Source organism: Nakamurella alba (genome assembly GCF_009707545.1).
Taxonomy (GTDB): Bacteria; Actinomycetota; Actinomycetes; order Mycobacteriales; family Nakamurellaceae; genus Nakamurella; species Nakamurella alba.
The window spans coordinates 77,115-94,489 of the sequence record NZ_WLYK01000012.1; the positions used below are offsets into that span (position 1 = coordinate 77,115).

The window sequence follows — 17,375 nt, forward strand, 5'->3', positions numbered from 1 at the left end:
CGCGCGCCCCGCACCACTTCCGTGTGACAGAACCGCGGATCAGGCGGTCGTCACCCCGGAATCCGTCGCTCCCGCACCGGTTCCGGTGCCGTCCTGGGGCAGGGTCCCATCGGTGCCACCCTGCGGAAGGGTCCCGTCCTGACCCGTCCCGCCCTGCGGCGGCGTCCCGCCCTGGAATCCGCCGGCCCCGCCCTGGCCGGCGGTCGACCCGGTGGAGACCGAGGTCGCCGTCACCGTGCTGCCGTCGACGGTCCCGATCACGGTCACGGTGTCCCCCACCGCCAGCGACGACACGTCCAGCCCGTCGCCGATCACGTAGGTCCCGGAGAAGCCGTCGGAGGACGCGACCGTCAGCGAGGTCGCCGACACCGCGGTGATCTCGCCGGTCTGCAGCTGCTGCGTGACGACCGCACCGGAGGAGTCCTCGGTGACGAACTGGCCGTGCAGCGCACCGCTGAGCGCGCTCGCGCCGCCAACCGTCCCGCCCATCCCGCCGGCACCGCCGCCCATCTGGCCCCCGCCGAAGCCGCCAGTGCCGCCCATTCCGCCGGTGCCACCGGCACCACCGGGCCCCTGGGCGGTCGCGGTCGTCGCCTCCGACCCGTTGGCCGCGCTGATGGCCACCACACCCCCGACACCGATCACCGCCGCCACCCCGACCGCGGTCAGCGTGCGCGCCATGGTCGACATCTTCCTCTTCGGCGGTGTGGTGCCGGCGGGATCACCGGAAGCGACTGGCACCGGTTCCGGCGCAGCCCCCCAGACCGGGGTCGCATCGGCGACCGTGGTGGTGCCGCCGTCATGGTCCGTGTCGCGGTACTGATCGTTCATCGCAAGGCCTCTCGAGTCCATGGCGCTCCGGTCCGGACCGCCCGCATGACCCCGATGCTGGGTTCCGGCACTGTCCGGTCGCTGTGCGCACCGTCCGGAACCGATGTGCCCCGGCAGACCGGGGCCGGTCCTGTCACCCCTGGTCGGGCGATCCACAGGTACTCCACAGGCGGGAGCAAGCCGCCACACACAGGACGCGCTCAGGATCGTTCCCATGAGCACGAGCACACCGTTCGCCGGCATCACCCCCCGCACCGACGCGCGGGAGGTCCTGCGCGGGCCCGACGGCCGGGCGATCAAGGTCCTGGTCGTCGACGACGAGCAGACCCTGTCCGAGCTGCTGGCGCTCGCGCTCCGGTACGAGGGCTGGGAGGTCCGCACGGCCGCCGACGGCGCCTCCGCCGTCGCCGCCGCCCGCGAGATGCGCCCGGATCTGGTGGTCCTGGACGTGATGCTGCCGGACATGGACGGTCTCGAGGTGCTCCGCCGGATGCGCAACGAGTCCGACCGCACCCCGGTGCTCTTCCTGACCGCCAAGGACGCGGTCGAGGATCGCATCGCCGGTCTCACCGCCGGCGGCGACGACTACGTCACCAAACCCTTCTCCATCGAGGAACTGGTGCTGCGGCTGCGCGCGCTGCTGCGCCGTTCGCACACCGCACTGGCTGCGGACAGCTCCACCATCACCGTCGGCGATCTCAGCCTGGACGAGGACTCCCGTGAGGTGCACCGCGGCGGCGACCTGATCCAGCTCACGGCCACCGAGTTCGAGCTGCTCCGCTTCCTGATGCGGAACGCCAAGCGGGTGCTGTCCAAGGCGCAGATCCTGGACCGGGTCTGGAACTACGACTTCGGCGGCCAGGCCAACATCGTCGAGCTCTACATCTCCTACCTGCGCAAGAAGATCGACGCCGGCCGACCGCCGATGATCCACACCATGCGCGGTTTCGGCTATGTCCTCAAGCCTGCCGCCTGAGATCCCCACTCCCCCGGCAACTCCCGACCGGCCGCCCACCGACCGGCGCACGGCCGGGCGCCGTCCGGTGACCCTGCGCACCAAGCTGATCGCCGGCTTCGTCGGCGTGATCGTGGTGGTCTGCGCAGTCATCGGCGTGGTCACCGAGGTGTTCCTGTCGAACTACCTCGTCCAGCAGGTGGACTCGCGCATCGCGATCACCCAGGACCGGTTCCCGGGCGGCCAGAACGGCTCCGGCAACTCCGGAACGTCGGGCGAGCAGCCGACCTTCGGACCGGGGACGAACCTGACCACCTGCACCACGCAGAACCGCCCGGACCCGGACGGCCTCTTCGCGTGCGTCCAGGACGGCGCGGTCGCCACCGGCTACATCAAGAAGAACTACGACACCGTCGCACTCACCGACGCCGACCGCGCCGCACTGCTCGCGGTCGCCGACGACGGCCGGCCGGTCACCGTGTCGCTGAGCACCGGCGAGTTCCGGGTCGCCGCGAAGACCACCTCCGGTGGCATCACCTTGATCAACGGTGCGTCCCTGGACCAGGTCTCGGACACCCAGGTGCGGCTCGGCATCATCATGGCGGTCGTCGCCGGCGGCGCCATCCTCATCGGCGGCGGCCTGGTCTTCTTCATCGTCCGCCGCTCGGTCCGGCCGCTGGAGCGCGTCGCCGCCACCGCCCGCGCGGTGTCCACCCTGCCGTTGCACACCGGTGAGGTCGACCTGTCGGTGCGCGTGCCGCCCCGGGACACCGACACCCGCACCGAGATCGGCCAGGTGGGTGCGGCTCTCAACCAGATGCTCGGTCACGTCTCCGGCGCGCTGGAGTCCCGGCAGGCCAGCGAGACCAGGGTCCGGCAGTTCGTCGCGGACGCCTCCCACGAACTGCGGACGCCGCTCGCGGCGATCCGCGGGTACGCCGAACTGGCCCGCCGGGGCGAACAGGACCCGGGCACCGTCGGGCATGCGCTGCGGCGCGTGGAATCGGAGTCCGCACGGATGACCACCCTCGTCGAGGACCTCCTGTTGCTCGCCCGGCTGGACTCCGGCCGTCCGCTGGCCCAGGAGGAGGTGGACCTGACGATGCTGCTGGTGGACCGGATGTCGGATGCCCGGGTGGCCGGGCCGGACCACCGCTGGCAGCTGGACCTGCCCGAGGAACCGGTCACCGTGGTCGGCGACGGAGCCCGGCTGCACCAGGTGGTGGCGAACCTGCTGACCAACGCCCGCAACCACACCCCGGCCGGGACCCTGGTCACCGCATCGGTCCGCGAGTACGCGGATGCGGTCGAGATGACCGTCACCGACAACGGTCCCGGCATCCCGGATCACCTGCAGCCGGAGATCTTCGGGCGCTTCGTGCGGGGCGACTCGTCCCGCTCCCGGGCCGCCGGATCCACCGGACTGGGCCTGGCGATCGTCGCCGCGGTGGTGTCGGCGCACGGCGGTACCGTCCGGGTGGACAGCCGGCCGGGCCTGACCCGGGCCACCGTCCGGCTCCCCCGAGGCTGAGCGGGATCCTCAGTCCGCCAGCGTCTGCCGGGCGATCCGGGCCGCCTCGACCTCGAGCCCGGTCGGCCACGGCAGGTCCGGCTTGTGGATCCGTAGCGAGGCCACCCCGTGCAACTGCGTCCAGGCCCGGATCGCCCGCGCGGGGGCGTCCTCCCCCGCCACCGGCCGGATCCAGTCGGTGAGGTCGTCGATCATCGACCAGCCGGGCGTCCCCGGTCCGACCGGATGCCCCAGCCGCTCGGCACTCTCGAACAGCAACTGGTAGGCACCCGGGTTCGCCACCCCCCACTCCAGGTACCGCAGCGCGTGGTCGGCCAGCGCCTCCGCGGTCGGCGGCCCGTCCGGCGCACCGACCGCTGCCGACAGCTGATCGCTGCGGTCCTGCACCACGGCCGTCACCAGGTCGGGCAACGAGGGGAAGTGCTGGTAGACCGCGGTCGGCGAGACCCCGGCCGCCCGGGCCACCGCGCGCAGCGAGAACGGCGGCCCGTCAGCAGGTCTCATCAGCAGGTCACGAGCCGCCGAGATGAGCTCCGACCGCAGCCGCAGGCCCGACCCGCGTGGGTTGGACACCCGGGGTTGTGCAGTCACGATCATCACTGTACACCTGTCAACCAACAAGAGTTAACAGGTGTACAGTCACAGGTGTTCACCGAACTGCCCCGTCACCGCCCAGGAGGAAGACATGCCGTTCACCCCGTCCCGCACTCTGATCACCGGAGCCAGTTCGGGCATCGGCGCCGGTTTCGCCCGGACCTTCGCCGCCCGCGGCTCCGACCTGGTGCTGGTCGCCCGCCGCGAGGACCGGCTGCGCGAGCTGGCGGCGGAACTGACTGCCAGACATGGCATCCGGGCACAGGTGCTGCCGGCCGACCTGGCCGAGCCGGACGCCGGCCGGCTGCTGATCGAGCAGGTCGACGGCGAGGTGGACCTGCTGGTCAACAATGCCGGCTTCGCCACCCACGGACCGCTCGCGGAGTCGGATGCCGCCCGCATCGAGAACGAGATCGACGTCGACGTCCGGGCTCTCGTCTCGCTGACCCGGGCGTTCCTGCCCGGGATGATCGCCCGCCGGTCCGGCGCCATCGTGAACCTGGCCAGCACGGCCTCCTTCCAGCCGTTGCCCGGGATGGCCGTCTACGGGGCGGCCAAGGCCTTCGTCCGGACCTTCTCCGAGGCGGTCTGGCAGGAGGCACGCCCGCACGGGGTCAAGGTGTTCGCGCTGTCCCCCGGGCCCACCCGGACCGAGTTCTTCGACGTGGTCGGCACCGAGTCCGCCGCCGTGGGCACGATGCGCGACGTCGACCAGGTGATCGCCACGGCCCTGCGCGCGCTCGACTCCCGCCGCACCCCTCCGGGTGTGGTGGACGGGCGGGCCAACGCGCTGGTCGCCTGGTCGACCCGGCTGGTGCCGCGCCGGATCCTCATCCCGATGACCGCCCGCATGCTCGGCTGACAGGGCCGGCCGGTCCAGGGGCCGGGTGCCCCACAGCACCGCCACAGTCCGGCCCGCGCACCGGCACAGCACCGGTGCCGACGCTGGTCGTCATGACCACCGATTCCCTTGCTTCGCCGCACCGGATCCGGCTGCCCGACGAGCGCCCGGACCGCAGCGGGGACCAGATCACCACCGACCTGGACATCGTGGTCCCGGTGTACAACGAGCAGCACGACCTCGCCCCGGCCGTCCGCCGACTGCACCGGTACCTGGAGCAGTCGCTGCCGTACCGGTTCCGGATCACCGTGGCGGACAACGCCTCCACCGACGAGACGCCCCGCATCGCCGACGCACTGGCGGAGGAACTCGACCGGGTGCGGGTGCTGCACCTGGCGCAGAAGGGCCGGGGCCGGGCGCTCAAGGCCGCCTGGAGCGGATCCGACGCGACAGTGCTGGCCTACATGGACGTCGACCTGTCCACCGATCTGGCGGCACTGCTGCCGCTGGTGGCCCCGCTGCTGTCCGGCCACTCGGACCTGGCCATCGGCACCCGGCTCGCCCGCACCTCGCGGGTGATCCGCGGGCCGAAGCGGGAGATCATCTCGCGCTGCTACAACCTCATCCTGCGCGGCACGCTCGCCGCCCACTTCTCCGACGCGCAGTGCGGGTTCAAGGCGGTGCGGGCCGATGTTGCCCGGCAGCTGCTGCCGATGGTGCAGGACGACGGCTGGTTCTTCGACACCGAGATGCTGGTGCTGGCCGAGCGTTCCGGCCTCCGGATCCACGAGGTGCCGGTGGACTGGGTGGACGACCCGCAGTCGAGCGTCGACATCGTGCGGACGGCGAAGGAGGACCTGCGCGGGGTGTGGCGGGTGGGCCGGGCGCTGGCCCGGGGCAGCCTCCCGGTGGCATCGGTGCGGGCGCAGCTCGGCCGGGCACCGCTGGACCCGGGGACCGCGGGCGTACCGACCGGGATGACCACCCAGGTGGTGCGGTTCGCGGCGATCGGTGTCGTCTCGACGCTGGCGTACCTGCTGCTGTTCCTGGTGCTCCACTCCTGGACGGGGGCCCAGCTCGCGAACTTCCTGGCACTCGCGATCACCGCGGTCGGCAACACCGCCGCGAACCGCCGGTTCACCTTCGGTATCACCGAGCGGGAGGGTGCCGGCCGACATCACCTGCAGGGCTTCGGGGTGTTCCTGCTCGGATTGGCGGTGACCAGCGGATCACTGGCGCTGCTGGACGCCGCCGCCCCCGATGCGGGTCGGTTGCTGCAACTGACCGTCCTGGTGGTGGCGAACCTGGTGTCGACCGTGCTCCGGTTCGTGCTCCTGCGCGGGTGGGTGTTCCGCAGGCGATGAGACGCGGAGCAGTTCGCGGACCAGGTCCAGCGGGACCCGGACACTGGTCCCCGGCCCGGCGGACACCTCGAGATGGGTGGTCGCCGGGCCGGTCCCGTGCTCCGACCGCACCACCCGGGCCCAGGCGGCGAGGTTCTCCACGACGGTGACGTCGACGTCGCGCAGCAGCGGATGACCGGACAGCGCAACCACCCTGGCCGCCCGCTCCAGCGCCAGGCGTTCCGCCAGGACCAGGGAACGCAGGCAGCACAGCACCGCGGCGAGCGACGCCGCGCCCAGCAGCAGCACGGCGCCGGGCACCCCCAGCAGGGTGATCGCCACCGGGACCACCAGCACCCCGACCAGCAGCATGACCATGTCCAGTCCCTCGAGGGCGGCGAACGCCGGTCCGGCCAGCACGGCCGGCGAGAGTACCTGCAGCAGCGCATGTCCCAGTCCGCGCAGCGCCGCGAGCGCGGCCCCGGCGATGGCCAGCACCCCCAGCAGCACCCAGACCACCGCGGCCGGCGCCAGCCCGGCGACCGCTCCACCGGCGACCGCACCGGCGATGCCGGCGGCCACGGCCAGGTGGCCGCGCCGGGACAGGATGCCGGCCACCGCCCCTCCGGCCAGCGCTCCGCCGCCGAGCGCGGTGGCGTAGTAGGCGGGATCCGCGCCGCTGCCGGGCAGCACCACGATCAACAGGTCGAGGGCGCCGATCAGCATCCCCTCCACCGCGAGCAGGGTGAGCAGCGCCGGCACCCCGCGCTGCGACCGGACCCGCTGCACCACACCACCCATCCGACGCGGTGTTACCGGAACCGGCCCTGAGGCACCGCGCCGCCGATGCGGGACCGCGAGCACACAGCAGGCTGCGATCGCGGTCGCCGCGGCGAACACCACGAACGCCGCCTCCGGTGCCCCACCCGCGACAGCGGCCCCGGTCACCACCGGCCCGGCGAGCATCGCCCCGCCGCCGATCCAGCTCAGCAGCGCCTGGAAAGCACCACGGCGGCGCGGGTCCAGCACCGTGGCCGCGACCGTCGCGCCCAGCGCGGGCCGGACCACCACCGTGGCCATCGAGGCCAGCACGGCACAGGCGTACAGCCCCCACCGACCGGTCGACCCACCCACCGCCACCGCGACGGCGGCACCGCCCAGTCCGGCGGTCATCCCGGCGAGCCCCAGCACCAGGATCCGCACCGCGTTGGCCGGCCGGACCAGCCGGCCGATCAGCAGCGCCACCAGCGCCGCCGGCACCAGCTCCGCGACCAGCACGGCCGAGGCCTCGCGCACCCCGCCGTTCGCCTCCGCCCGGATGGTCACGGCCACCCAGGACCCGAGTTCGGCGACCTGGAAGAGGGCGCACGCCAGCGCCAGCGCGACCGGCGTCCGCAATCTCACCTGGAAGGGACGCACGGCGCCGACCGGACGTACCGGACGGCCGCAGGATTCCGCCGTTCGACGGAGCGGCCGCACAGCAACGACACATCCGGCCCCCAGCGCCCGCTTCGGTGCGGCCCCGACGCTGGTGCGATGACCACCACCGCACCACCTGCCGTCGCCCCTACCGGGGCGCCGGTCACTCCCCCGGGTCCGCACGGGCCCCGGTGGGCCCGGCCCGCGCTGGGCCTGCTGCTGGCCGGTACCGCGGCGCTGTACCTGGTGAACCTGTCCGCCTCCGGCTGGGCGAACGCGTTCTACTCGGCGGCGGCACAGGCCGGATCGGTGTCCTGGAAGGCGTTCTTCTTCGGTTCCTCCGACGCTGCGAACGCGATCACCGTCGACAAGTCGCCGGCCTCCATCTGGTTCATGGCGCTCTCGGTGCGGGTCTTCGGGCTGAGCTCGTTCGCGATCCTGCTGCCGCAGGCGCTGATGGGCGTGGCGTCGGTCGGCCTGCTGTACACGACGGTCCGCCGGGTGTCCGGGGCCGGGGCCGGACTGCTCGCCGGTGCCGCACTCGCACTGACCCCGGTGGCGGCGTTGATGTTCCGCTTCAACAACCCGGACGCGCTGATGGTGCTGGGTCTGGTCGCCGGGGCCTGGGCGATCACCCGGGCGATCGCCACCGGCCGCACGAGGTGGCTGCTGTGGTGCGGCGTGTTCGTCGGCATCGCGTTCCTGGCAAAGATGATGCAGGCCTTCCTGGTGCTGCCCGGGTTCGGCCTGGCGTACCTGGTGGCCGGACCGCCGCGGCTGCGCCGCCGGATCGGGCAGCTCGCCGCGGCCCTGGGCGCGATGGTCGTGGCCGGTGGGTGGTGGGCCGTCGTGGTCAGCCTGTGGCCGGCCGACGACCGGCCGTACATCGGCGGTTCCCAGACCAACTCGGTGTGGGACCTGCTGCTCGGCTACAACGGCTTCGGCCGGCTCACCGGCGACGAGGTCGGCAGCGTCGGCTGGCAGGACTCCAGTTCCGTCACCAAGCTGATCGACTCGGAGATGGGCGGCCAGATCGCCTGGCTGCTGCCGGCCGCACTGATCGGACTGGTCACCGTCCTGGTGCTGCGCCGCCACCGACCACGGACGGACCAGGTGCGGGCGGCGGCGATCGTCTGGGGCGGTTGGCTTCTCGTCACCGGCGTCACCTTCTCGCTGATGCAGGGGATCATCCACGCCTACTACGCGGTGGCGCTGGCACCGGCACTGGCCGCGCTGATCGCCATCGGCGCCCGCGAGCTGTGGCGGCACCGCAGCTCGCCGGCCGCGATCGGCACGCTGGCCGGAACCGTGCTGCTGACCGGTCTCTGGTCGAAGGTGCTGCTCGCCCGCACCGGCGATTACCTGCCGTGGCTGGGCACTGTCGTGCTCGCCGCCGCCGTGCTCGGCGCCATCGGCCTGGTGCTCGCCGGTCTGCTGACCGACCGGGCCCGGGCGCTGCCCCCGGTCGCGGTGGTCCTCGCCCTTGTCGCCGGCCTCGCCGGCCCGGCGGCGTACACGGCTGCCACCGTCTCCGAGGGGCACACCGGCGCGCTGCCCACCGCCGGCCCCTCGACCTCCGGATCGTCCTTCGGCGGCGGTGGTGGTGGTGCGCCCGGTGGCGGCCGAGGCGGGGGCGGTGGCGGAGGGGCGAGCGGCCTGCTCAACAGCCCGACCCCGTCGACCGAGGTGATCGCCGCACTCACCACCGGCTCGGACGACTACACTTGGGCCGCAGCGGTCGTCGGCTCGAACAACGCCGCCGGGTACCAACTGGCGACCGGCCTCCCGGTGATGGCGGTCGGCGGGTTCAACGGCACCGACCCGGCGCCCACCCTCGCCGAGTTCCAGGCCATGGTCGCGGCCGGCGAGATCCACTGGTTCATCGGCGGTTCCGGTCTCGGCTCGTCCGACAGCGGTTCCGACGACGCCGCTGCGATCGCCGCGTGGGTGGAGCAGCACTATGCCGCGACCACCGTCGGCAGCACCACCCTCTACGACCTCACCCCGGCCTGATCCCAGAAGGATGATCATGACTCTCACCGCTCCGCACCCGGCCGTCGACGGACCCGCACCCGCGACACCCACCCGATCGGGCCGGAACCGCTGGCAGCGCGCGGTTCTCGGCGATGCGGCCGACCCGCGCTGGGCCAGGCCGCTGCTCTGGGCCCTGGTCGTCGGCACCGCCGCGCTCTACCTGACGAACCTCACCTCGTCCGGCTACGCCAACGAGTTCTACGCCGCGGCGGTGAAGTCCGGTACTGAGTCGTGGACCGCCTGGCTCTTCGGGTCGCTCGACTCCGCGAACTCCATCACCGTCGACAAGCCGCCGGGATCGCTGTGGCTGATGGTGCTCTCGGCCCGCATCTTCGGTTTCAGCTCGTTCTCGCTGCTGCTCCCGCAGGCGCTGATGGGGGTGGGCACGGTGGCATTGACCTACGCCACCGTGCGCCGCTGGTCCGGACACGGTGCCGGTCTCGCGGCCGGTGCGCTGGTCGCGCTCACCCCCGTCGCCGCGCTGATGTTCCGGTTCGACAACCCGGATGCGCTGCTGGTGCTGCTGATGACCCTCGGCGCCTACTGCGTGACCCGGGCGATCGAGGACGCACCGGGACGGCGGAGCGGCCGGAGCACCGCGCTGCGCTGGCTGCTGCTGGCCGGTGCGGCGATCGGGTTCGCCTTCCTCACCAAGATGCTCCAGGGTCTGCTGGTGCTGCCGGGCTTCGGCCTCGCCTACCTGGTCGCCGGCCGCGCCCGGCTCCGGACGCGACTGTGGCACCTGCTCGCCGCGCTCGGCGCCATGATCGTGTCCGCCGGGTGGTTCGTCGCACTGGTGGCGCTGTGGCCGGCCGACTCCCGCCCCTACATCGGCGGGTCCACCAACAACTCGCTGTGGGAACTCGCACTCGGCTACAACGGCCTGGGCCGGATCCTCGGCGGTGACGGGAACGGCGGCGGCGGTGGTGGCGGGACGGTCGGTGGTAACACCGGTTTCGGCGGCGCCACCGGACTGGGCCGGATGTTCGGCTCGGCCTTCGGCACGGAGATCTCCTGGCTGCTCCCGGCCGCGCTGCTCGCCGTGATCGCCGGTGTCTGGTTCACCCGTGCGGCGCCGCGCACCGATCGGGTCCGCGCCTCGCTGATCCTGTGGGGCGGCTGGCTGTTCGTCACGGCACTGGTGCTGTCCTTCATGGAGGGCACCGTGCACCCGTACTACGCGGTGGCCCTGGCCCCGGCGATCGCCGCGACCGTGGCGGTCGCCGGCCGGGAGCTCTGGCGCGGCCGGAGCTCGCACCTTGCCCGCGGCGCCCTCGCGGCGATGATCGCGGTCACCGCGGTCTGGGGCTGGTACCTGTTGCAGCGCAACGCGGCCGACTGGCTGCCGTGGCTGCGATGGGTGGTGCTGGTCGGCGGGCTCGCCGGCGCCGCGCTGCTGCTGGTGTCGGCCGGGCGGCTGAAGAAGCTCGCCGTGGCTGCCGTTCTGGTGGGCACCATCACCTCGCTCGGGGCGACGACGGCCTGGACGGTGGCGACCGCGGCGCAGGCGCACAGTGGTTCCATCCCTACCTCCGGGCCGGCGTCCACCTCGTCCCAGGGCGGCTTCGGCGCCGGCGGTGGCGGTGGCAGTGGCGGCGGACGGGGCATGGTGACGTCCTCCGGCACCTCGGGCTCCTCGGGCACCGAGTTGACCGCTGCCCTCGACGCCACCACCACCCGCTGGTCGGCCGCGGTGATCGGCGACCAGAGCGCCGCCGGGTACATCTTGTCCACCGACACCGCCGTGATGGCGATCGGCGGCTGGAGCGGCAGTGACGACTCGCCGACCCTGGAACAGTTCCAGCAGTACGTGGCCGACGGGGAGATCACCTACTTCATCGCCTCCGGCGGCGGGATGGGCGGCATGGGCGGCGGCGGCACGGGTGGCGGTGCAGGCGGTTCCGGGGACACCTCCGCCTCGCAGATCACCGCCTGGGTGGAGGCGAACTACACCGCCACCACCATCGGCGGCACCACGGTGTACGTGTTGAACTCCTAGACGGCCGGTCGACTAGACCGCGATCAGCACCTTGGCCCGCGGATGCTCGAGCTCGACGTAGCGGATCGCGGCGGCGGCCTCGGACAGATGGAAGGCGCGGTCCACCACCGGACGGATCGCACCTTCCCGCTGCATCGCCAACAGGTCACGCAGCAGCGCCCGATCGGGCTTCGCCGAGAAGATCACCAGACGCTGGGGTTTCGAGAACAACGACCGCACCCCGGCGCCGATCATCAGCCCCATCGGCCCGAAGAAGCTGCCACCCTCCGACCGGCCGCCGCCGGTCAGCACCAGGGTCCCGGTGGGCGTCAGCGCACGCCGCAGCTCCGACAGGGAACGGCTGGCCGCCAGGTCGACGATGACGTCCCACTGCCGGCCGGCCGCGGTGAAATCGGCGGCACCGTAGTCGATCACGTCCTCTGCACCGAGGGACCGGACCATCTCCAGGTTCCGCCCACTGCACACCCCGGTGACCTCGGCGCCGAGGGCGACCGCCATCTGCACCGCGTAGGTACCGACACCCCCGGACGCCCCGTTGATCAGCACCTTCTGCCCGGGGCCGACCTTCCCCGCCCGCACCGCTCCCAGGGCCGTACCGCCGGCCAGCGGTAACGCCGCGGCCCGGTCGAAGGGCACCTCGAGCGGCAGTATCTCGAGCAGATCCTCGTGGGCGCAGACCTTCTCGGCGAACGCACCGTCCTTCGCCAGCTCGCCGAACACCCGGTCACCGACCCGCAGGTGGCGCACATCGGGTCCGGCGGCCTCCACCACGCCGGCGACGTCACGTCCCCGCACCTTGTTCCGCGGGCCGCGCAGCCCGAAGATCCCGGGCGCCATCAGCCGGGCCAGGTAGGGGTCCCCGCGCATCACGTGCCAGTCGGCGGCGTTCACCGACGCCGCGCGCACCGCGACCAGCACCTCCCCGCGCCCGGGGGTCGGGTCCGGTACCTCCTCGAACGAGAGTTGTTCCGCGGGCCCGTACCGCGCCTGCACCAACGCCTTCATCCCGGCTCCTTCGGGTCGCGCCTGTCGTTCGGGACACTTCGCTCTGCGACAGACCCTAGGAATTCCCTGTGCGAACGGGTATCGGGGACATCCCTGACCTCCACCCGAATCGGTCCGGAAAAGGTGCTTGACCCTGACGTAGCGTCAGGCTGTTGAGTCGTTCCTGTCCGGGCCGACCGGCCGGGACATCGGAATCAGCGGGACACCGACACGTGGGAGGAGGAGCGATGAGCTACAGCATCGGGCAGGTGGCCGGGCTGGCCGGCGTGACCGTCCGGACGTTGCACCACTACGGCCGGATCGGGCTGCTGGAGCCGCAGGGCCGGACCGGCAGCGGCTACCGGCAGTACGCCGAACGGGACCTGGACCGGTTGCGGCACATTCTCTTCTACCGCGAGCTCGGGTTCCCGCTGGAGGAGATCGCGACCATCCTGGACGACCCGGGCGCGGACACCCGCGCCCACCTGCGCCGGCAGCACGAATTGCTGACCGGGCGGATCGGGCGTCTGCACACGATGATCGAGGCGATCGAGAAGGAGATGGAGGCGGACAGCATGGGGATCCAACTGACCCCGCAGGAGAAGTTCGAGATCTTCGGGCCGAACTACTCCGAGGACTACGAGACCGAGGCGGAGCAGCGCTGGGGCGACTCCGAGGCCTGGCGGCAGTCGCAGCAGCGGGCCGGCAAGCTCACCAAGCAGCAGTGGATCGAGATCAAGGAGAGCACCGACGATCTCAACCGGCGACTGGCCGAGGCCATGACGTCGGGGGCGGCGGCCGACTCCCCGGCCGCGATGGACCTGGCCGAGGAGCACCGGCGGGGCATCGAGATGTTCTACGACTGCTCGTACGCCATGCACCGCGGTCTCGGCGACATGTACGTCGCCGACGAGCGTTTCACCCGCACCTACGACGAGGTCGCGCCGGGACTGGCGGGCTGGCTACGGGATGCCATCCACGCCAACGCCTCTCGCCACGAGGCCTGAGCCGCGCAGGATCAGGGTGCTTCGGCGGCCACCGAGCCCTGGTTCAGGATCTCGTCCAGCACGGCCGGGTCCTGGAGCTCCATCCAGGCGATGACGTCGGAGTAGGTGGTGCAGTAGGTGTCCGGCTCGCCGCAGTAGTTCTCCATGAACTGCAGCACGGCGGGGTTGAACGAGTTGCCGTTCCAGTTGTTGAAGTGGTTCGCCACCAGGATCGGCGCCCGGTTGCCGGCGTAGGCCTCGTCGTAGAGGAACTGGTAGGTCTCGTAGACCTTCTGGCGCAGGTCGGCCTCGGTACCCGGCTCGTTCGCCCCGCCGTTGTACTTGACCCACATGTTGTAGTCCATGTTGATCACCATGCCGTCGAAGCCCGGCGAGTAGACGTACGGCATGTAGAACTCCCAGATGCCGTCACGCAGCACCGGCCAGGAGATGCCGGAGGTCGGCGAGTTCATCGACGAGTCGTAGGTGAACCCGTGCTCCTTCCAGGCCGGGACCAGCTGCTGCCAGATGCCCTCCAGGCACTGGGTGCGGCCGCCCTTGATGGTGTCCAGCGGCACGGTCAGGTCCGGCAGGGTCACACCCGGGTTGTTCTGCTTGTAGTTCTCCAGGAACCCGAAGAACTGGTCCAGCTCGTTGTTCCAGTCGGCGGTGGTCCACACGCTGCCGCTCGGCTCGGCGCCGGAGCAGAAGTGGCCGTTGTAGTGGGTGCCGATCTCATGACCACGCGAGTAGGCCTCGTTGAGGTCCTCGATCAGCGTCGCGACCTCCTCGCCGGTCCCGCCGAAGCCCACGGAGGACGAACCCTGGGCGTGGCCCGGGCCGGTGTAGCGGTCCGCGTTCTCGTCGGTCAGCAGGTAGAGGCCGGTGAGGAAACCGTTGAACCGGGAGTCGGTCTTCTCCGCGGCGGCCATGAACTCCTGCCACTTCTCGTGGGAGCCGGCGCCGTCGAAGGAGAAGATGATGAACTGCGGCGGGGTGTCCCCCGGCTTCAGCTTGGTCATCGGCACGTTGCTCGGCTTCGTGCCGCTCGGCGTGCTCGCGCTGGTCTGCGGCGAGGACGCCGAGCTGGGCGGGGCCGACGTCGCCGACGAGGCGGACGATGCGGAGCTGGGCGGGGCCGAGGTCGCCGACGAGGCGGAGGACGCGACACTCGACCCGCCCGAGGCGGTGCTGCCGCCCACCGTGACGTTCGAGGTCACCGTGACGGTGCCGCCGCCGGCGGTGTCCGTCCGATTGCCCTGGTAGATCAGTACGCCCGTCACCACGGCGATGACCAGCACCACCGCCAGCACCAGGTACCTGGTCCGCATCGCACCCCACTCGTCTCGAGACCCACTCGTCGCCGTCCCGGCAGGCCGCGGGCGGTCAACAAACAGTAAAGAGGGTCGCACGGCGGGTATCGGATCGACGTGAGACCCACCGTGGCGACCCCGACGGGACGGGCATCACGCCGTACCGATTCCCGCCCGCACCAGGGCGCTCGGTAGATTCTCCGGACAGGCACCTGCCGGTCGGCGTCGTACGGGGGATATCCCGGTGGCTCGGCCGGGCGGCAACGATGCGGACGGAAGGCGGACCATGTCCGATACGGCAGACACCCAGCAGCCGGCCAGCGGCGAGCTGAGCTACGGCGGCACGTCCCTGGATCTGAAGGTCACCACCGCGACCGAGGGCGCCTCCGGGCTGGACATCTCCAAGCTGCTCGGGACCACCGGCATGGTCACCCTGGACCCGGGCTACACGAACACCGGTTCCACCACCTCGAAGATCACCTACATCGACGGCGATGCCGGGATCCTCCGCTACCGGGGCTACCCGATCGACCAGCTGGCGCAGCAGTCGACCTTCATCGAGACCGCCTACCTGCTGATCTACGGCGAGCTGCCGTCGGCCTCCGACCTGGAGTCCTTCACCTCGCGGATCAGCCGGCACACCCTGCTGCACGAGGACCTGAAGCGGTTCTTCGACGGCTTCCCACGGGACGCGCACCCGATGCCGGTGCTGTCCAGCTCGGTCAGTGCGCTGTCGACCTTCTACCAGGACTCGCTGGACCCGTTCAATCCCGAGCAGGTCGAGCTGTCCACGATCCGCCTGCTCGCGAAGCTGCCCACCCTGGCCGCCTACGCGTACCGCAAGTCGATCGGCCAGCCGCTGCTCTACCCGGACAACTCCCTCGGCCTGGTGGAGAACTTCCTGCGCATGTCCTTCGGCTTCCCGGCCGAGCCGTACGTGGTCGACCCCAAGCTGGCGCGCGCACTGGACCAGCTGCTGATCCTGCACGCCGATCACGAGCAGAACTGCTCGACCTCCACCGTCCGCCTCGTCGGGTCGGCGCACGCCAACATGTTCGTATCGGTGGCGGCCGGCATCAACGCCCTCTACGGGCCGCTGCACGGCGGGGCCAACGAGGCCGTGCTGCAGATGCTGTCGTCGATCCGCTCCGAGGGCGGGGACATCTCCTCGTTCGTGAAGCGGGTCAAGAACAAGGAGCCCGGCGTCAAGCTGATGGGCTTCGGACACCGCGTCTACAAGAACTACGACCCGCGGGCCGCGCTGGTGAAGGCCACCGCCGACGAGATCCTCGCCTCGCTCGGCGGCGACGACGAGCTGCTCGACCTGGCCAAGCAGCTCGAGGAGATCGCGCTCTCCGACGAGTACTTCATCGAGCGCAAGCTCTACCCGAACGTCGACTTCTACACCGGTCTGATCTACAAGGCCATGGGCTTCCCGACCAAGATGTTCACCGTGCTGTTCGCGATCGGACGGCTGCCCGGCTGGATCGCCCAGTGGCGCGAGATGATCAACGACCCGATGACGAAGATCGGTCGCCCGCGGCAGGTCTACACCGGTTACCCGGAGCGCGCCTACACCCCCGCCGCCGACCGCTGACGGGTTCGCCTCCGGACCGGTCCTGACCGATGGACGCCGATGCCCCGGCCGGACTCGTCTGGCACTACACGGATGCCGGCGGCCTGCTGTCGATCCTGTCCGGCCACCAGCTGTGGGCGACGTCGTCCCGGTTCCTCAACGATTCGGGCGAGGTCGCGCTGGGCGGCCGTCGACTGGTCGAGGAAGTGCGCCGGAGGTCGGGCGAGAACGCCTTCTTCCGCTGGCTGCACGGTGCGCTGGAGAGCCCGGGGCGGCACCCGGCGCGGCCGTCGCCGGAGTTCTTCGTGCTCAGTGCCGCCCTCGACTGGGACCTGCTGGCGGTGTGGCGGAACTACGGCGGCCGCGGTGAGTCCTACGCGCTCGGTCTCGACCCCTCGGCGCCGCTCGCGGCGCTCTGCGAAGGTGCCGGACCTGCCGTCCCCGATGCCATCCGGCACCGGTCCTGGTCGCCGGTCCGGTATGCGGACGACGACCAGCACCGGCTGGTGGAGGCGGTGTTCGACAACCTGGAGGACGAGGTGCGCCGGGCGCAGCAGCTCTTCGAGGCCGGCGCCTCGCCGGCCGAGCTGCTCGCCGAGGTCTCCGAGCTGGTGGACGACATGGAGCAGGCGCTGCTGCTGACCAAGCACGTCGGATTCACCGACGAGCGCGAGTCCCGGTGGTCCACGGTGCTCTACCGGCGCGCCGGGGTGGATCATCCCGGGGAGCTCGTCCGCTACCGGGCCACTCCCTACGGGATCGCGCCGTACATCCGACTCACCGGTGCGCCGGCCGGCACCGGCCCCACCGTGGGTGCCCCGTCGCCGCTTCCGGTGCGCGCCCTCGCCATCTCCCCCTCCCCGCACTCCCGCGACTCCGCCCGCTCGCTGCGGGATCTGCTGGAGGTGCACGGCTACACCGGTGTCCCTGTCGTGGCCTCGGCCATCCCGTTCCGTGGCTGAGGAGATC

At 71.5% G+C, this 17,375-nt stretch carries 14 protein-coding genes and 1 pseudogene; 10 read left to right on the forward strand and 5 right to left on the reverse strand.

Annotated elements, in window-relative coordinates:
* Nucleotides 1–39: 39 nt before the first annotated feature.
* On the reverse strand, nucleotides 40–831 hold the full coding sequence (locus GIS00_RS23700) for a hypothetical protein (protein ID WP_154770947.1): 792 nt from the start codon (nucleotides 829–831) through the stop codon (nucleotides 40–42).
* 214 nt (nucleotides 832–1,045) lie between these two features.
* On the opposite strand from GIS00_RS23700, the gene GIS00_RS23705 reads away from it, so the two are divergent.
* Nucleotides 1,046–1,807 (forward strand): response regulator transcription factor, encoded by a 762-nt coding sequence (locus GIS00_RS23705; protein WP_154770948.1) that lies wholly within the window; start codon nucleotides 1,046–1,048, stop codon nucleotides 1,805–1,807.
* Nucleotides 1,785–3,317 (forward strand): sensor histidine kinase, encoded by a 1,533-nt coding sequence (locus GIS00_RS23710; protein ID WP_154770949.1) that lies wholly within the window; start codon nucleotides 1,785–1,787, stop codon nucleotides 3,315–3,317. Before GIS00_RS23705 ends, GIS00_RS23710 begins: the two co-directional genes overlap by 23 nt.
* Before the next feature lie 9 nt (nucleotides 3,318–3,326).
* On the opposite strand, the gene GIS00_RS23715 is transcribed toward GIS00_RS23710, so the two are convergent.
* Nucleotides 3,327–3,908, reverse strand: a complete 582-nt coding sequence (locus GIS00_RS23715; RefSeq protein WP_196073428.1) for a TetR/AcrR family transcriptional regulator — start codon at nucleotides 3,906–3,908, stop codon at nucleotides 3,327–3,329.
* Between the two features lie 94 nt (nucleotides 3,909–4,002).
* Between GIS00_RS23715 and GIS00_RS23720 the strand changes: the two genes are divergently transcribed.
* Together GIS00_RS23720 and GIS00_RS23725 are read left to right on the forward strand one after the other, a co-directional pair.
* Nucleotides 4,003–4,773, forward strand: a complete 771-nt coding sequence (locus tag GIS00_RS23720; RefSeq protein ID WP_154770951.1) for an SDR family NAD(P)-dependent oxidoreductase — start codon at nucleotides 4,003–4,005, stop codon at nucleotides 4,771–4,773.
* Nucleotides 4,774–4,865: 92 nt separating this feature from the next.
* The gene (locus tag GIS00_RS23725; RefSeq protein WP_154770952.1) at nucleotides 4,866–6,116 is read left to right on the forward strand and encodes a bifunctional glycosyltransferase family 2/GtrA family protein; all 1,251 of its coding nucleotides are present in this window, start codon (nucleotides 4,866–4,868) and stop codon (nucleotides 6,114–6,116) included.
* 441 nt (nucleotides 6,117–6,557) lie between these two features.
* On the opposite strand, the pseudogene GIS00_RS28070 reads toward GIS00_RS23725, so the two are convergent.
* Nucleotides 6,558–7,697, reverse strand: a pseudogene (locus GIS00_RS28070) (MFS transporter); the annotation flags it as partial.
* On the opposite strand from GIS00_RS28070, the gene GIS00_RS23735 reads away from it, so the two are divergent.
* Nucleotides 7,632–9,527: an ArnT family glycosyltransferase gene (locus GIS00_RS23735; protein WP_154770954.1), complete on the forward strand. Its 1,896-nt coding sequence runs from the start codon at nucleotides 7,632–7,634 to the stop codon at nucleotides 9,525–9,527. The pseudogene GIS00_RS28070 and the gene GIS00_RS23735 sit on opposite strands and share 66 nt — an antisense overlap.
* Before the next feature lie 16 nt (nucleotides 9,528–9,543).
* Entirely contained in the window at nucleotides 9,544–11,547 is a 2,004-nt protein-coding gene (locus GIS00_RS23740; protein ID WP_230314070.1) for an ArnT family glycosyltransferase, read from the forward strand.
* A gap of 12 nt (nucleotides 11,548–11,559) precedes the next feature.
* On the opposite strand, the gene GIS00_RS23745 is transcribed toward GIS00_RS23740, so the two are convergent.
* Nucleotides 11,560–12,552 (reverse strand): NAD(P)-dependent alcohol dehydrogenase, encoded by a 993-nt coding sequence (locus GIS00_RS23745; RefSeq protein WP_154770956.1) that lies wholly within the window; start codon nucleotides 12,550–12,552, stop codon nucleotides 11,560–11,562.
* A gap of 227 nt (nucleotides 12,553–12,779) precedes the next feature.
* Between GIS00_RS23745 and GIS00_RS23750 the strand changes: the two genes are divergently transcribed.
* Nucleotides 12,780–13,538: a MerR family transcriptional regulator gene (locus GIS00_RS23750; RefSeq protein WP_154770957.1), complete on the forward strand. Its 759-nt coding sequence runs from the start codon at nucleotides 12,780–12,782 to the stop codon at nucleotides 13,536–13,538.
* A gap of 11 nt (nucleotides 13,539–13,549) precedes the next feature.
* Here the strand turns inward: GIS00_RS23750 and GIS00_RS23755 are convergent, their stop codons facing one another.
* Nucleotides 13,550–14,539 (reverse strand): polysaccharide deacetylase family protein, encoded by a 990-nt coding sequence (locus tag GIS00_RS23755; protein ID WP_154770958.1) that lies wholly within the window; start codon nucleotides 14,537–14,539, stop codon nucleotides 13,550–13,552.
* Between GIS00_RS23755 and GIS00_RS28075 the strand changes: the two genes are divergently transcribed.
* The 3 genes from GIS00_RS28075 (at nucleotide 14,514) to GIS00_RS23770 (ending at nucleotide 17,368) form a co-directional block, all read left to right on the forward strand.
* Nucleotides 14,514–14,783, forward strand: a complete 270-nt coding sequence (locus tag GIS00_RS28075; RefSeq protein ID WP_154770959.1) for a hypothetical protein — start codon at nucleotides 14,514–14,516, stop codon at nucleotides 14,781–14,783. The genes GIS00_RS23755 and GIS00_RS28075 overlap by 26 nt on opposite strands.
* A gap of 333 nt (nucleotides 14,784–15,116) precedes the next feature.
* Nucleotides 15,117–16,427, forward strand: coding sequence for a citrate synthase (locus tag GIS00_RS23765; RefSeq protein WP_154770960.1), 1,311 nt, complete (start codon nucleotides 15,117–15,119; stop codon nucleotides 16,425–16,427).
* A 29-nt stretch (nucleotides 16,428–16,456) separates the two neighbouring features.
* Nucleotides 16,457–17,368: a DUF2971 domain-containing protein gene (locus GIS00_RS23770; RefSeq protein ID WP_154770961.1), complete on the forward strand. Its 912-nt coding sequence runs from the start codon at nucleotides 16,457–16,459 to the stop codon at nucleotides 17,366–17,368.
* Nucleotides 17,369–17,375: the final 7 nt, after the last annotated feature.

Bases quoted from the DNA above. Each gene is read 5' to 3' on its own strand.
- GIS00_RS23700 (WP_154770947.1), bottom strand. From the start codon at position 831: ATGAACGATCAGTACCGCGACACGGACCATGACGGCGGCACCACCACG.
- GIS00_RS23705 (WP_154770948.1), top strand. From the start codon at position 1,046: ATGAGCACGAGCACACCGTTCGCCGGCATCACCCCCCGCACCGACGCG.
- GIS00_RS23710 (WP_154770949.1), top strand. From the start codon at position 1,785: ATGTCCTCAAGCCTGCCGCCTGAGATCCCCACTCCCCCGGCAACTCCC.
- GIS00_RS23720 (WP_154770951.1), top strand. From the start codon at position 4,003: ATGCCGTTCACCCCGTCCCGCACTCTGATCACCGGAGCCAGTTCGGGC.
- GIS00_RS23725 (WP_154770952.1), top strand. From the start codon at position 4,866: ATGACCACCGATTCCCTTGCTTCGCCGCACCGGATCCGGCTGCCCGAC.
- GIS00_RS23735 (WP_154770954.1), top strand. From the start codon at position 7,632: ATGACCACCACCGCACCACCTGCCGTCGCCCCTACCGGGGCGCCGGTC.
- GIS00_RS23740 (WP_230314070.1), top strand. From the start codon at position 9,544: ATGACTCTCACCGCTCCGCACCCGGCCGTCGACGGACCCGCACCCGCG.
- GIS00_RS23745 (WP_154770956.1), bottom strand. From the start codon at position 12,552: ATGAAGGCGTTGGTGCAGGCGCGGTACGGGCCCGCGGAACAACTCTCG.
- GIS00_RS23750 (WP_154770957.1), top strand. From the start codon at position 12,780: ATGAGCTACAGCATCGGGCAGGTGGCCGGGCTGGCCGGCGTGACCGTC.
- GIS00_RS23755 (WP_154770958.1), bottom strand. From the start codon at position 14,539: ATGACCAAGCTGAAGCCGGGGGACACCCCGCCGCAGTTCATCATCTTC.
- GIS00_RS23765 (WP_154770960.1), top strand. From the start codon at position 15,117: ATGTCCGATACGGCAGACACCCAGCAGCCGGCCAGCGGCGAGCTGAGC.
- GIS00_RS23770 (WP_154770961.1), top strand. From the start codon at position 16,457: ATGGACGCCGATGCCCCGGCCGGACTCGTCTGGCACTACACGGATGCC.